The organism is Paraburkholderia sp. Ac-20336 (assembly GCF_017105025.1).
Taxonomy (GTDB): domain Bacteria; phylum Pseudomonadota; class Gammaproteobacteria; order Burkholderiales; family Burkholderiaceae; genus Paraburkholderia.
In genome coordinates, this window is record NZ_JAAGPS010000032.1 from 41227 (window position 1) to 56012 (window position 14786).

The 14786-nt window shown below is 66.2% G+C and carries 9 protein-coding genes; 3 read left to right on the forward strand and 6 right to left on the reverse strand.

All coding sequences use genetic code 11. The features are described 5' to 3' along the window. Positions 1-70: 70 nt before the first annotated feature. A complete protein-coding gene (locus GXB81_RS12670; RefSeq protein ID WP_205989287.1) occupies positions 71-997 on the forward strand; it encodes a bestrophin family ion channel in 927 nt (308 codons plus the stop codon). 21 nt (positions 998-1018) lie between these two features. Here GXB81_RS12670 and GXB81_RS12675 read toward each other — a convergent pair whose 3' ends face one another. The 5 genes from GXB81_RS12675 to apbC form a co-directional block, all read right to left on the reverse strand. Next, positions 1019-1780 carry a lysozyme inhibitor LprI family protein gene (locus GXB81_RS12675; RefSeq protein ID WP_205989288.1) on the reverse strand — a complete coding sequence of 254 codons (762 nt, stop codon included), beginning with the start codon at positions 1778-1780 and terminating at the stop codon, positions 1019-1021. 2 nt (positions 1781-1782) lie between these two features. After that, complete coding sequence (locus GXB81_RS12680) at positions 1783-4068, reverse strand: arginine/lysine/ornithine decarboxylase (protein WP_167036621.1); 2286 nt, start codon at positions 4066-4068, stop codon at positions 1783-1785. An 88-nt stretch (positions 4069-4156) separates the two neighbouring features. Further along, positions 4157-4726 carry a dCTP deaminase gene (dcd, locus tag GXB81_RS12685; RefSeq protein ID WP_008924193.1) on the reverse strand — a complete coding sequence of 190 codons (570 nt, stop codon included), beginning with the start codon at positions 4724-4726 and terminating at the stop codon, positions 4157-4159. A 142-nt stretch (positions 4727-4868) separates the two neighbouring features. Beyond that, a complete protein-coding gene (locus GXB81_RS12690; RefSeq protein WP_167036619.1) occupies positions 4869-5402 on the reverse strand; it encodes a superoxide dismutase family protein in 534 nt (177 codons plus the stop codon). 146 nt (positions 5403-5548) lie between these two features. Continuing rightward, the gene (gene apbC / locus GXB81_RS12695) at positions 5549-6637 is read right to left on the reverse strand and encodes an iron-sulfur cluster carrier protein ApbC (RefSeq protein ID WP_205989289.1); all 1089 of its coding nucleotides are present in this window, start codon (positions 6635-6637) and stop codon (positions 5549-5551) included. 399 nt (positions 6638-7036) lie between these two features. Here apbC and GXB81_RS12700 point away from each other — a divergent pair, with 399 nt between their 5' ends. Next, positions 7037-7690 carry an OmpA family protein gene (locus tag GXB81_RS12700; protein ID WP_167036613.1) on the forward strand — a complete coding sequence of 218 codons (654 nt, stop codon included), beginning with the start codon at positions 7037-7039 and terminating at the stop codon, positions 7688-7690. A 481-nt stretch (positions 7691-8171) separates the two neighbouring features. Further along, positions 8172-10304 carry a methionine--tRNA ligase gene (gene metG, locus GXB81_RS12705; protein WP_167036610.1) on the forward strand — a complete coding sequence of 711 codons (2133 nt, stop codon included), beginning with the start codon at positions 8172-8174 and terminating at the stop codon, positions 10302-10304. A gap of 263 nt (positions 10305-10567) precedes the next feature. Here metG and GXB81_RS12710 read toward each other — a convergent pair. Continuing rightward, positions 10568-14786: translocation/assembly module TamB domain-containing protein (locus tag GXB81_RS12710; protein WP_205989290.1), on the reverse strand; the 4219-nt coding region annotated here is incomplete at its 5' end.

Here is a 14786-nt window from a genome sequence, read left to right on the forward strand (position 1 = left end):
GGCGCTTCGGGCGCGGCACAAAGCGTTCGATAATAGGGGCTTTCCCGCCCGGCGCCGCTCGCCCAGTCAGATGATCATCCGCCCGCATCTCCATTGGTTCCGCATGCTGCTCGCGTGGCGCGGCTCGGTGTTGCCGCAGTTGCTGCCGCGGCTCGCCCTGATCTTCGGCATTTCGATCGTCGCGCTCGCCGCGCACGATCATCTGCTGCCCGTCAGCCTGAACCTCAACACGACCGCGCCGTTTTCGCTGGTCGGCATCGCGCTCGCGGTGTTTCTCGGCTTTCGCAACAACGCGAGCTATGACCGCTGGTGGGAAGCGCGCAAGCTGTGGGGCCAGTTGCTGAACGAGTCGCGCTCGCTGACGCGCGAAACGCTGACGCTGCCCAACCGCGAGTTGCCGCAACAGGACGTCGACGAATTTCTCGCGCTGCTGAGCGCGCTGCCGCATGCGCTGCGCCATCAGTTGCGCGGCAGCGATCCGCGTGAAGACCTTGCCGCGCGGCTGCCCGCCGCGCTGTTCGAGCGCGTGATCGCATCGCGCTACAAACCGGCCACGCTGATGCTGTGCCTCGGCGAATGGGTGCAGCGCGAGGCCCGCGCGGGCGCGCTCGATCCGCTGGCGGTGCTCGCGTTCGACCGCAATCTGAACGGGCTGTCGGATGTGATCGGCGGCTGCGAGCGCATCGCGTCCACGCCGCTGCCGTTCGCCTATTCGGTGATGATTCACCGTACCGTGTATTTCTTCTGCGCGTCGCTGCCGTTCGGGCTCGTCGACAGTATCGGCATCTTCACGCCGGTGTTCGCGGTGTTCGTCGCCTATACGTTCATGGCGCACGAAGCGATTGCCGCGCAGCTCGAAGAGCCGTTCGGCACTGACGACAACGACCTCGCGCTCAATACGATGTCGGCGGTCATCGAGGACGCGATGCGCGATCTGCGCGGCGAGCCGCCGCTCGCGCCGCCACGGCCGCGCGCCGAAACTTATCAGCTCGATTGAGGCGGGTGCCGCGTGCGGCGCTCAGTCGTTGCCGACCGTTTCGGAGAGGCGCTTGATCGTCGCCACGCGCGCGCCGATGATGTCGATGCGCCCGCGCTCGTCGACGAGCGGCGTCGACGCCGTGAGATACGCGCTCCACGCGCGTTGCGCGCGCACGAGCGTGGGCCGCGATGATGCCGGCATCCGCGAATTGAGCAAACGGTAGTAGCGGTTCAGATCGAACATCGCGTGTTCGCAGCGGGCATCGGCATTGCACGCGCGCGGACGGCGCGGCTGCGCCCCGCTCACGTTGGCGAGCGCGCCCCGCAGCACGAGCGCGCGGTCGCGCACCGGCTGCAACTGCATGTCGGCTTCGGCGAGCACGTACATCGAGCCCTGCGTCGTCGCGAATACCGCGGCGAGCAACTGCTTCTCGGCGTCGCGCGAGGCGAGCCAGCTCGACTGACTCTTTTGCCATAGCCTGCGCCGCGCGGCCGGCAGCTTGTCGAGCAACTGCTGGTAGGCGCTATCGACCGCGGCCTTCCAGCCGATGCGCGCATTGTCCATGCACTGCACCTGGCCGACCGTCGTCGACATGTCGGCGCGCGCGAGACACGCGCGCATCGACGCGTCGATCGGATCGGCGGCGGCGACTTCGGCATGCGCGACCGGACTCCACGCGCCGCCGAGCACCGCCACCGCAACCGGCCCGGCTACCGCCGCCGCCACCGAACCCGCGACGGCCAGCGCGCCCGAGACGCGCCGCCAGCCATCGCTACCCGCGAGGAACTTCGCCCACTGCATCGTCAAACGCGCACGCAATCGACGAAGTATTCGATGCGTCCGTTGATCATTTCGCCGACAAGCCCGTGGATGTCCGTATGGAAGCCAGGGAAGCGCTCGTTGAACTCGCGCGCGAAACGCAGATAGTTGACGATGGTCCGGTTGAAGCGCTCGCCCGGGATCAGCAGCGGAATGCCCGGCGGATACGGCGTCAACAGGATCGAGGTGACGCGGCCTTCGAGTTCGTCGATCGGCACCCGGTCGATCTCGCGGTGCGCGAGCTTCGCGAACGCGTCGGACGGCTTCATCGCCGGCTCCATGCTCGACAGGTACATCTCGGTCGTCAGGCGCGCGATGTCGTTCGCGCGATAGACGCTGTGGATCTGCTGGCACAGATCGCGCAGGCCGACGCGCTCGTACATCGGGTGATGCTGGACGAACTCGGGCAGCACGCGCCACAGCGGCTGGTTGTTGTCGTAGTCGTCCTTGAACTGCTGGAGTTCGGTGACCATCGAGTTCCAGCGGCCCTTCGTGATGCCGATCGTGAACATGATGAAGAACGAGTACAGCCCCGTCTTCTCGACGATGATGCCGTGCTCGGCCAGGTACTTCGTGACGATCGCGGCCGGAATGCCGGTTTCGCCGAAGCCGCCGTCCATGTCGAGACCCGGCGTGACGATGGTCGCCTTGATCGGGTCGAGCATGTTGAAGCCTTCGGCGAGCGGGCCGAAGCCGTGCCATGCGTCGTTCGGGCGCAGCATCCAGTCGTCGCGCGAGCCGATGCCTTCCTCGGCGAACTGTTCCGGGCCCCAGACCTTGAAGAACCAGTCGTCGCCGTATTCGGCGTCGACCTTGGTCATCGCGCGGCGGAAGTCGAGCGCTTCGGCAATCGACTCCTCGACGAGCGCAGTGCCGCCCGGCGCTTCCATCATCGCGGCGGCCACGTCGCACGAGGCGATGATCGCGTACTGCGGGCTCGTCGACGTGTGCATCAGATACGCTTCATTGAAGCGATGCTTGTCGAAGCGGCTGTTCTTCGAATCCTGCACGACGATCTGCGAGGCCTGTGAGATGCCGGCGAGCAGCTTGTGCGTGGAGTGCGTCGCGTACACCATCGCGCCGATGCGCGGACGGCCCGCGCCGATCGCGTGCATGTCCTGGTAGAACTCGTGGAATTCGGCGTGCGGCAGCCAGGCCTCGTCGAAGTGCAGCGTGTCGAGCCATTCGCCCAGCATCTCCTTGATCATTTCGACGTTGTAGATCACGCCGTCGTAGGTGCTTTGCGTGATCGTCAGGATGCGCGGCTTCAGGTTCGGGTTCTTCGCGAGTGCTTCGCGCGCGAACGGGTTCGCCTCGATCTTCTTGCGGATGTTCTCCGGCTCGAACTCGCTGCGCGGAATCGGCCCGATGATGCCGAAGTTATTGCGCGTCGGCGTGAGGAACACCGGAATCGCGCCCGTCATCGTGATCGCGTGCAGGATCGACTTGTGGCAGTTGCGGTCGACCAGCACGATGTCACCGGGCGCGACCGTGCCGTGCCAGACGATCTTGTTCGAGGTCGAGGTGCCGTTGGTCACGAAGAACACATGGTCGGCGCTGAAGATGCGCGCGGCGTTGCGCTCCGAGGCCGCCACCGGACCGGTATGGTCGAGCAGCTGGCCGAGTTCGTCGACCGCGTTGCAGACGTCGGCGCGCAGCATGTTCTCGCCGAAGAACTGGTGGAACATCTGGCCGAGCGGGCTCTTCAGGAACGCGACGCCGCCCGAGTGGCCGGGGCAGTGCCACGAGTACGAACCCTCTTCCGCGTACTGCACCAGTTCCTTGAAGAACGGCGGCGCGAGCGAGTCGAGATACACCTTCGTCTCGCGGATGATATGGCGCGCGACGAACTCCGGCGTGTCCTCGAACATATGGATGAAGCCGTGCAGTTCGCGCAGGATGTCGTTGGGCAGATGGCGCGAGGTGCGCGTCTCGCCGTACAGGAAGATCGGAATGTCGGCGTTGCGGCGGCGCACTTCGGTCACGAACGCGCGCAGCGCGACGATCGCGGCGGCCAGCTCCGGCGTCTCGCCTTCGACCACCACGTTGTCGACGTACGGCAGCAGTTCGTCGTCGTCGATCGAGAGGATGAAGCACGAGGCGCGGCTCGACTGCTGCGCGAACGAGGTCAGGTCGCCATAGCTCGTCAACCCGAGCACTTCCGCGCCTTCTTTCTCGATGGCTTCGGCCAGCGCCCGGATGCCGGAACCCGAGATGTTCTCGGAGCGGAAATCTTCGTCGATGATGACGACGGGAAAACGGAACTTCATGGGCGATTCTCCAAAAAGAACGACCGCTGACTTACCTGGCAAGTGCAGCGGTCACCCGCATAGCTGATGGGTCAAGACGCTGCCGGGGTCACGTTTTCGGCAACGTGACGCCGTGCTGACCTTGATATTTGCCGCCGCGATCCGCGTACGACGTTTCACAAATTTCGTCGCTTTCGAAAAACAGCACCTGGGCGACGCCTTCGTTCGCGTAGATTTTCGCAGGCAAAGGTGTCGTATTCGAGAATTCGAGCGTGACATGCCCTTCCCATTCCGGCTCGAACGGCGTCACGTTGACGATGATCCCGCAGCGCGCGTAGGTGGATTTGCCGAGACACACGGTCAGCACGCTGCGCGGGATGCGGAAGTACTCGACCGTGCGCGCGAGCGCGAACGAATTCGGCGGGATGATGCAGACGTCGCCCTTGAAATCGACAAACGATTTCTCGTCGAAGTTCTTCGGATCGACGATCGTCGAATTGATGTTGGTGAAGATCTTGAATTCGTCGGCGCAGCGGATGTCGTAGCCGTAGCTCGAGGTGCCGTAGCTGACAATCTTCCGGCCGTCTTCGGAGACGCGAACCTGATCGGGCGCAAACGGCTCGATCATCTTGTGCGACTCGGCCATGCGCCGGATCCACTTGTCGGATTTGATGGTCATAGGTGAACGCTGCTCGACGTGAATGTCAGGTGTAACGAAAGGTGGGTGAAAAACAACGGGCCGACGCCAGGTGCCCAGCCCGCTGCGAAAGGCGCATATTTTACGCGATCACGGCGATGCCGCCGCCGGCCACCACGGCCGGCTACGGGCGAATCACGCCGCAGGCCAGCGCGACGCCGGCGCCGTGCTGCGGATACGCATAAGGATCGGTCGCATCGCGATGCAGTACGACCGCGCGTTGCAGCACCGAGCGGATGCCGTCGAGCGAGACGTCCGGCGCGACGATGAAGCCGGTGGCTACGCCGTTCGCATCCGCGTGGATGTTGCCGAGGTCGCCCTCGACGCGCGCGCCCATCTTGAGCCGCTCGGCCGCCGGCGAAAACACCTGGCCCGCGCTCGAGCCGTCGGCGGCATTGCAGTCGCCGCGCTCGTGAACCTGCAGCGCGTGGTCGCTATTGGGCGGCAAGCCCGCGAGATTGTAGGTGACCTGAACGCCGTCCGAGCGCTCGATAAACGTCACGAGGCCGTGCGCCTGATTGCCCACGGTGGGCAGCAGTTGCGCGTCGGCGCGCTTCTCCTGCGGTCTCAGGAACACGCCGCAGCCGCTCAGCAATACGCAGCAGGCAGTCAGAACGATAAATGCACGCACCGCCTGCCCGTCGATTCGTTTTCCCATGCGATCCTCTTGCCGGCCTGGCGGCCGCCCCTGCGGCCGCCGAGCCGAACTTGTGAAGCCGACATGATACCGCGAGAGCACACATAAACAGACGCCCCGGCCCCTTGTCCGAACGGCTACCCGCGTGTTTTTCGCGGGTCGCGCCCTCAGGTGTTCTGCACGACGATGTTCGGAAACTTCGAGGTCATGTCGCGCGCGCGCTCGGCGATATGGATCGCGACCTTGCGCGCGATCGCGCGATAGATCTCCGCGATGCGCCCGTGCGGATCGGCCACGACCGTCGGCGTGCCCGAGTCGGCCTGCTCGCGGATCGCGATGTCGAGCGGCAGGCTGCCGAGCACGTCGACGCCGTACTCCTTGCCCATGCGCTCGCCGCCGCCCGCGCCGAAGATGTGCTCCTCGTGGCCGCAGTTCGAGCAGATATGCAGGCCCATGTTCTCGACGATGCCGAGGATCGGAATGCCGACCTTCTCGAACATCTTGAGGCCCTTCTTCGCGTCGAGCAGCGCGATGTCCTGCGGCGTCGTGACGATCACCGCGCCCGTCACCGGCACGCGCTGCGCGAGCGTCAGCTGGATGTCGCCGGTGCCGGGCGGCATGTCGACGATCAGGTAGTCGAGATCGTGCCAGTTGGTCTGGCGCAGCAGCTGTTCGAGCGCCGAGGTCGCCATCGGACCGCGCCACACCATCGGATTGTCGGCCTCGATCAGGAAGCCGATCGAGTTGGCCTGCACGCCGTGGCCCGTCATCGGGTTCATCGATTTGTCGTCGGGCGACTCGGGGCGGCCCTCGATACCGAGCATGGTCGGCAGCGACGGGCCGTAGATATCGGCGTCGAGAATGCCGACCGAGGCGCCCTCGCTCGCGAGCGCGAGCGCGAGGTTCACGGCGGTCGTGCTCTTGCCCACGCCGCCCTTGCCCGAGGCGACCGCCACGATGTTCTTGACGTTGGGCAGCAGTTTCACGCCGCGCTGCACCGTATGCGCGGCGATCTGCTGGGACACCTCGACGCGCGCGTTCGCCACGCCCGGCACCGCGCGCAGCGCGTCGGCGAACTGCCGGCGAATCGTCTCGAACTGGCTTTGCGCCGGATAGCCGAGCACCACCTCGAGGCTGACCATGTCGCCTGCCACGACCACGTTGCGGACATTTTTTGCGGCCGCGTACGGCAAGCCGGTGTTAGGGTCAGTGACGGCCGCGAGGGCGGCGTCCACCAAAGCCCGATCGATACTCATTGGCACTCCGTGGGGAACACGTGGGGCACGGCGGCAACGAAGTCACGGCCGCGCGCCAGAATTTGAAAAAAATTGTTATACGGCATTGCGAAAATCAGACGTGCCATGCACGCTTGCGCAGGCGGGACGCCATGGGGTCGCATCACCGCGTGTTTCAGGCATCATTGTAGTGTCTGGTGGCAGGCGTTGCCCGAAGACCCTTCTTCGCTGTCGGACCGGCGGCGAAGACAGGCGCCGGATTTCATCCCGGATTTCACCCGAATTTCACCGTTTCGTGCTGTTTCGCGCAGTTTTTCGAGTAGTCCGCTGTACCGTACGACCGCCGTCACGTCGGCTCGATAGTTTGGCTGGATCAACCGTACCCGCTGGTTCACTCGCTTCACTCAAGGGGATTTGAAAATGAATGCAAAAATCATGACTCGCATGGCTGTCTTCGCAGTTGCTGGCTCCCTGCTGGCAGGCTGTGCCACCCAACAGGGCACGAATACGGCAGTCGGCACCGGCGTCGGCGCCGGCACGGGCGCCGCGCTCGGCGCGATCTTCGGCGGCGGCAAGGGTGCGGCGATCGGCGCGGCCGCCGGCGCGGCGGTCGGCGGCATCACCGGCTACAACTGGGAAGCGATCCGCAACCGCATGTCGGGCGCCACCAAGGGCACCGGCACGCAGATCACCGAGCAGCCGGACGGCTCGCTCAAGCTGAACATCCCGAGCTCGGTCACGTTCGACACGAGCAGCTACGCGATCAAGCCGTCGTTTGCACCGGTGCTCGACCAGCTCACGCAGACGATGCAGCAGAACCCGGAAATCATCGCCCAGGTGGTCGGCCATACCGACAGCACCGGCTCGGCGCAATATAACCAGACGCTGTCGGTCAACCGTGCGCAAAGCGTGACGGGCTACCTGGCGCAACGCGGCATCGCGCCGCAGCGCCTCTCCGCAAGCGGCATGGGCGCGAGCCAGCCGATCGCCGACAACAACACGGAAGCGGGCCGCGCCGCGAACCGCCGCGTGGAAATCTATCTGCGCGCGACGGCTCAGCACGCTCCGCAATAAGGACGCGCTTCAGGAGAATGAGCGAGCCAGGGGCCGGGCGTTGCCGCCCGCCCCGGTTCGGGCGCCATCGGGAAGACCGGCATGGAGGTACGGCGATTTTGATCCGTTCCGAAGACGATTTCGGCTCGGGTTCGCATCAATTGCCGGCATCCAAGGAATTTGAAAGATGGTTAAAAAAATTTCGAACTCTGCCGAAAAACCGTGGTCTCTCTTTACGGTACGTGGCTGGCGAAGCCGCCGCGGCACCATTCTCCTCTTGTCGTTGTTGCTCCGGGGTTAATCACCCCGGTTTTTTTTGGGCGCGCGGTTTTGATGTGGTCAGCCGTGCTTCCGCCCCTGCCTTGCCCCTGATCCCCCGCTCGTCCAATGCCCTCGCCGTCCCCGTGACAGCGGCTCTGCCGGCCGGTCCCGCCCGTGCCGCGTGACGCGCCCGCCCTGCTAGAATTGCCGTTTCGTCCCACCGCAGGCACCCAAGATCCTTATGTCAGCCCCCGCCACCGATCTCACCGCAGGCGCGCCGTCCGGCCATCGCCAGATTCTCGTCACGTCGGCCCTTCCGTATGCGAACGGGCAGATTCATATCGGCCACCTGGTCGAATATATCCAGACGGACATCTGGGTCCGGACGCTGCGAATGCACGGCCACGAGGTCTACTACGTGGGCGCCGACGACACGCACGGCACGCCGGTCATGCTGCGCGCGGAAAAGGAAGGGCTGACGCCTAAACAGTTGATCGACCGCGTCTGGCAGGAACACAAGCGCGACTTCGACAGCTTCGGCATTTCGTTCGACAACTACTACTCGACCGATTCCGAAGAGAACCGCGTGCTCAGCGAGAACGTCTACCTCGCGCTCAAGGAAGCGGGTCTGATCGAGGCGCGCGAGATCGAACAGGCGTATGACCCGGTCAAGGAAATGTTCCTGCCGGACCGCTTCATCAAGGGCGAATGCCCGAAATGCGGCGCGAAAGACCAGTACGGCGACAGCTGCGAAGTCTGCGGCTCGACCTACCAGCCCACCGAGCTCGTCAATCCGTACTCGGTCGTCTCGGGCGCGACGCCGGTGCGCAAGACCTCGACGCACTACTTCTTCCGCCTGTCCGATCCGCGCTGCGAAAACTTCCTGCGCGCATGGGTCGGTGGTTTGGCCCAGCCGGAAGCGACCAACAAGATGCGCGAATGGCTCGGCGACGCCGGCGAAGCCAAGCTCGCCGACTGGGACATCTCGCGCGACGCGCCGTACTTCGGCTTCGAGATTCCCGGCGCGCCCGGCAAGTACTTCTACGTATGGCTCGACGCGCCGGTCGGCTACTACGCGAGCTTCAAAAACCTCGCCGAAAAGCGCGGCCTCGACTTCGACGCGTGGGTACGCAAGGGTTCGAAGGCCGAGCAGTACCACTTCATCGGCAAGGACATCCTCTATTTCCACACGCTGTTCTGGCCGGCCATGCTCGAATTCTCGGGCCATCGCACGCCGACCAACGTGTTCGCGCACGGCTTCCTGACCGTCGACGGCGCGAAGATGTCGAAGTCGCGCGGCACCTTCATCACGGCGCAGAGCGTGATCGACACGGGGCTGAACCCCGAATGGCTGCGCTACTACTTCGCCGCCAAGCTCAACAGCACGATGGAAGACCTCGACCTGAACCTCGACGACTTCCAGGCGCGCGTGAACAGCGATCTGGTCGGCAAGTACGTGAACATCGCGAGCCGCGCGGCCGGCTTCCTCATCAAGCGCTTCGACGGCCGCGTGCAGGACAGCGCGATGCATCATCCGCTGCTCGCCACGCTGCGCGAGGCGATTCCGCAGATCGCCGCAAACTACGAAGCGCGCGAGTACAACCGCGCGCTGCGTCAAACGATGGAGCTGGCCGACACGGTCAACGCCTACGTCGACACCGCGAAGCCGTGGGATCAGGCGAAAGACCCGGCGAACGCGGTCGCGCTGCACGAGACCTGCAGCGTCAGCATCGAGGCGTTCCGTCTGCTGTCGCTGGCGCTGAAGCCGGTGCTGCCGAAGCTCGCCGAAGCGGTCGAGGCGTTCCTCGGCATCGAGCCGCTCAAGTGGGCCGACGCCGGCGTGCCGCTCAGCTCGGCGCAGCCGATCAACGCCTACAAGCATCTGATGACGCGCGTCGATCCGAAGCAGATCGAAGCACTGCTCGCGGCCAACCGCGAGTCGCTGCAAGCCACGCCGGAAGCGGCCTCGGCCGACGCGAAGGGCACCTCGAAGAAAACCGCGAAGGCTCCTGCCGCAAAGGAAGAAGAGCCCGGCATCATCTCGATCGACGACTTCGCGAAGGTCGATCTGCGCATCGCGAAAATCGTCGACTGCAAGGCCGTGGAAGGCTCGGACAAGCTGCTGCAACTGACGCTCGACGTCGGCGAAGAGAAGACCCGCAACGTGTTCTCGGGCATCAAGTCGGCGTATCAGCCGGAGCAGCTGATCGGCAAGCTGACCGTGATGGTCGCCAACCTCGCGCCGCGCAAGATGAAGTTCGGCCTGTCCGAAGGCATGGTGCTCGCGGCATCGGCAACGGACGAGAAGGCCGAGCCGGGGCTCTACGTGCTCGAACCGCATAGCGGCGCGAAGCCGGGCATGCGCGTGAAGTAAGACGCGGCGCCGTTCGGGCGCTGTGCGGCAATCGTGGGAAAACGGCACGCCTGAAGCGTGCCGTTTTCTTTTGCGGCGGCACGATAACGCGATGACACGACGGCGCGGCGGCAGCGACAGCACGGGGCGTTTGCGCTGACTGTTTGCAGCCAATCTCCGCGCTTAAGCCAGCGGAAACAGCCGCGCCGAACAGCAAACGCAACCGTGTGTAGTCGTAGCGCCCTGCAACGGCGTCACGTCACCCGCCCGCCCCACCGCCACCCTCACCACTTGATCCGGTCGAACCGCCGCGTATACAGCACGTCGGCCCCATAGAACGTGCCGCCGTACACCACGAACGACCAGTAGCGCGACAGGTTGATGGTCGCCTTGACCGCGTTGCTCGCCGACTGCAACCCCTGCTCATAGCCGATCACGAGCCACTCGTTGATCGCCTTCGACACCATCACGACCTGCGGATCGGTCAGGCCGACGTCGCTGCGGCCGATCGAAAACTCGTCGAGCCCGACCGTCTGCGCAATCCGCTTGCCGGTCGCGCTGCCGAGCAGCGCAAGCGCCGTCGTCATCGTGCTCTGTTGGCCGAGGTTGTTGCCCTGGTCGGTGCCATGGCCGAACAGCAGCCACGAGAGCTTTTCGTTATCGGGCACGCTCGGCTCCGACACGAGCCGCGCGACCGGCAATTGCAGCGTGCCCGTCACCTGCACGCCCGCCTCGACCTGCTGGTTGCGGCGCATCGCGAGAATGTTGATGCCCGGATTCGTGACCGGACCGTTGAACGTGAAGAAGCCGTTCTCGATCGCGAGCTTGCGGCCGAACGCGGTATAGGTCGAACCCGGTGTCACGCGCACGTTGCCGACCGCGCGCAGCGGCATGTTCGGCGCACTCGTCGCGGTGATCGTGCCGGCAAGGCCGAGATCGGCACCCTGGCCGCGGAAGCGGAAGTTGTTGCCGAGACCGATCTGGATATTGGCGCGCGGCGAGAACGGGCTGACCCGCTGCTCGCCGCCCTCGCTCGGACGCGGCTGGCCACCCGAGCGCGTACCGTCCGGGCGGATGATCACGACGTCGTCGCCAAGACTCGGCGCGGCCTGCTCGGGCATATCGAACAGCGCGCTGTCGACGACGAACTTGCCGTCGATAGCGAGCCCGCGCTCGGTCCCGCCGTTCGCGATGGCCGCGCTGCCCGACAACGACAGATGACGATCGGGCGACGCGAACACATCGAGCTTGTCGGCGACGATGCTCGCGGTCAGATCGGGCTCGGCGCCGTCGAGGCGAATGCGGCCGGTCGCGCGCAACGTGCCGCTCGAGCCATGAAACTCGACCTGCTGGAAATCCACCATGTTCTGCGACAGCGCGATGCGCACCACGCCGTCCTTCAGTTGCACACCCTGGCTGACCACGGTCGCGGACAATCCGTCGCCGACGAGCGAGCCCGTCACGCTCGGCTTCGCGACCGCGCCGCCGAGCGCGAGCTTGAGCGCGAGGTGCCCGTCGAGCAGATAGCTCGGACCGAGCAGGCCGCCCGTGGTGCGCAGCGACGGCACGTCGACATTGACGTTGCCCGACAACGCGCCCTGCGGATCGACACTCAACAGGCCATCGCGCATCACGAGCAGCGTGTGCGCATCGGCATCGATCACGCCGACCCGGCTCGCTTGCGCATGCACGGTCGCGTTGAGGCGATTGCCGCCCGTGAATTCGGCGCGCGCGCGAACCTCGCCAATCCCCATCGAGGCCAGCCCGCGGCCGATTTCGACCGTCACGTCGCCGCTGCGCCGCCGCAGTTCGATATGGCCGCTCGCCGTCGTGCCGAGCGAGAAGTCCCAGTCGCCGTCGAACACGAGATCGGTTCTGACGGCCGGCGGCTCGCCGGTGATTTCGCGGCGCAGGTCCTGCAGACGGGCGAGCGACACGCCGGTCAGATTGCCCGCCGACTGGATGCGACCACGATCGAACACGAACGACTTGAGGCTCAGCACCGCGCCTTCGATCGTCAGATGCGTGGCGCCGAGCGTGAGCCGGCCCGGCCCCGCGCCGACCGCGAGCGGCGCATCGAGATTGAGCGACGGCAGGCCGCGATTCTGCAAACGCGTGACCGTGCCGTCCCAGCGCGTGCCGTCGCGGGTATCGGTCAGCTTGCCGTTGGCAGCAAGCGTCAGATCGAGCGGATGGTCCTGCATCTTGCCGGTGGCCGCAGCCTCCAACGTGTGATTGGCGCGCGTGCCCGAGAGACGCGCCGTCAACGTGTTCAGATCGACGCCGCCCGCGCTCACGTTGCGCGCGTCGGTCGTGAACGCGAGCGCGCCGTTCGCGCCGTCGCGCAATTCGGCGTGGCCTTCCGCATGACCGACCCGGTTGCTCGCGAACACGAAGCCGTCGGCCTTGTAGTTCAGCGTGACGTTCGGATGCGCGAGCGAGCCGGTCACGTCGCCGTCGGCGGCGACCGCGCCCGCGATGCCGAAACCGAGCCGTTCGAGCTGCGGCGCGTCGAGGCGAAAACGCAGCCGGTCGCCCGGCGCGCCGAAGCTGCCTTGCAGATCGACCTGGTTGCCCGCCACCGATAGCGTCGCGCGGCTCGGCAGAATCCGCGTACCGGCCAGCTGGATCGTGCCGCTGCCCGTGAGCGGCAAGTCGTCGTAGACGCTCGGCCCGAGCTTGAATTCGGCGCGCGTCGTGAAGACCGGCGCGAGCACGCCGGTTGCGCTGAGCGTGCCGTTCACGCGCGCCTCGATCCGGCGCGCGGGCGCTGCCGTACGTGGCGCGGGGGTTGCACGATGCGCGGGCGGCGTCTTGCGCTCCAGCACCTCGCTGCGCACCGCCGCCTGGGCGGTGTTCTTCGCCACGGCGGCGGCCTGATCGCCTGGGGCCGCGCTTTTCGCGCCGGCGGTTCGGGTGGTCCCCGCAGCCGGCGCGGCCGCCGACGCCACTGATGAAGCGGCCGGCGGCGTGACCGGCGTACGCGACGGCATCTGCGAAGTCAACGACAGCGGGTCGAAGTCGGTCAGTTGCGCTTTCAGGTTGTAGGTGGAATTCGCGTCGTGCTTGAGCGCGCCGGACAGATCGATACGGCCGCGGCCCGACGTCACGCGCACGTCGTTGAAGCTGATCCGCGCCGGGTCGAACGTGACCTTGCCTTGGGCGCGCAGCGCAGCGGCCGGGTCGGCGAGATCGAGCGTGAGGCTCTGGATATCGTCGTTCAGGCGGATGCCGATCGTGCCGCCCAGTTGCGTGGGCCGCACCGTCGCCTGCAATGCGTTCAGATCGAGCCGCGCGACGCGCAGGTCGATCTGGCCGTGCCGGTCGCTCAGCGTGCCGCCGCCCGTGACCGTCGCGTCGCGCACGAGCCGCACGCTCAGGTTCGAGATGCTTTGCGTCCGGGCGTCGAGCCGCACGTCGGTGTTCGCGTCGATGAGCGGCAGCAGGTTCTGGTCGATCGCGCCGGGTTTCGCGTTGACGATCGACAGGTGACCCGCGACGGCGAAGCCCGCGGCCGCGCCACTCGCCGCGTTCGCAGCCCCTGCTCCTGCTCCTGCTCCTGCTCCTGCTCCTGTAGAAGCAGCCGCGGTAGTAGCAGCCCCGCTGGCACCCGCCGGAACCCCGGCCGCGCCGCCCTGCCCCACCGGCTGCAACTCCGCGCGCACGGCCAGATCGGCCAGCGGCGCGCCAGGCGCAAAAGCTTGCGGATTCACGTGATCGAAGCTCAGCGTCGCGCGCTGCAGCGGCACCGCGTCGAACGGCGCGGCCTCGACCCGCGCGTGACCGGTCAGCTTCATGCCGCTCGCATCGAGTTCGGCGACGAGCTGTTCGAGCGTGCCGCTCAGATGCCCGCCGACCTGCACCGCCTCGTCGCGGACCTTGCCCGAATAGCCGACCTCGCCGGTCAGCGGAAACGGCTGCACGCCGTCCAGTTTCGCCGACGCCGTCAGCGCGCCGAACGGCGTATCGAGCCGATCGATCGAGGCCTCGTGGTGGCGTCCATCGCTGCGCCCATGAAACGCGAAGTGCGACAACTCCGTCGTCGAAGTGCCCTGGTGCAGCAGTAAACGCTCGACCTGCACGTCGCGGATGTCGAGCGGCATCGGCAGGCGCAGATCGCGCGGCAGCTTCATCGGCTCGCTGCTGCTCGACGACGAGGCGCCCAGCCACGTCTCGATCGTGCCGACGTGCAGATAGTCGATCGTGAAGCGCCACGGCGTGCGCGCCAGCGCCCAGCGGCCCGCGACGCGGTCGATCCGGATATCGGTGCCGCTGCCGTCGAGGCTGCGCCAGTGAACGTCGCGCAGTTGCACGCCGCTTGCGAGCGTACCGCCGTCGAGCGTGCCGCCGAGCTGGCCGCCCAATAGCCTGAGCGCCGCGTGCCATGCGTACGCGGTGCCGCGTTCGGTCGTAAGCGCGCCGTACAGCAGGCCGGCCGCGAGCGCGACGAGCAGCACCAGCACGGCCACCGTGCCCGCGACCGTTCTGAGCAGCAGCCGGCCC